General features: G+C 38.0%; 1 pseudogene. It reads left to right on the plus strand.

Annotation, left to right across the window (positions count from 1 at the left end):
• Nucleotides 1-560, plus strand: a pseudogene (locus tag CJF42_RS27785) (tape measure protein); the annotation flags it as partial.

Raw genomic sequence — 560 nt, forward strand, 5'->3', positions numbered from 1 at the left:
TAATGACAACTTAGATAACCTCAATTTCGAAACACTCACTGAAAATACTGCAAAAACAACAGCTGAATTACCAGAAAACATTCGTCGCTTAGAATTGAGTTTGTTAGATGAGCAATCCAGATTAAAAGCAGCCTATGATAATAAAAAACAAATGGTGGTACGTGCGGCCCAAACCGATGTCAGCAATAAAGCCAAATATACCGCCATCCTTAAAAATCTTGAAACCAAATACAATTTAGATGTAAAGCAACTCACTGAAAAAAGAGAAAATGAAAAAACACGCATTGCCAATGAAGCTGAACAAGCGCGCCAAAATGATTTAAAAGCAGATTTAGAAAAACGGCTGGCAGTTATAAAAGGCTTTGCAGATAGAGAAAGCTTAGCTGCTTACAATAATGAGTTAAGTTTGCAGCAAGCAAGACAACAAGCCAGAGTAGATGCAAAGCGCAGAGCTTCATTAGGGTTAGCAGCTAATGATGAACACGGTGAAATTAAATACAATGCAGATAATGATATTAAGGAGATAGCACGCCAAACAGAGCTCAATGCTGCCGCTGGCT

The sequence above is a fragment of the Pseudoalteromonas sp. NBT06-2 genome (assembly GCF_002276045.1).
Taxonomy (GTDB): domain Bacteria; phylum Pseudomonadota; class Gammaproteobacteria; order Enterobacterales; family Alteromonadaceae; genus Pseudoalteromonas.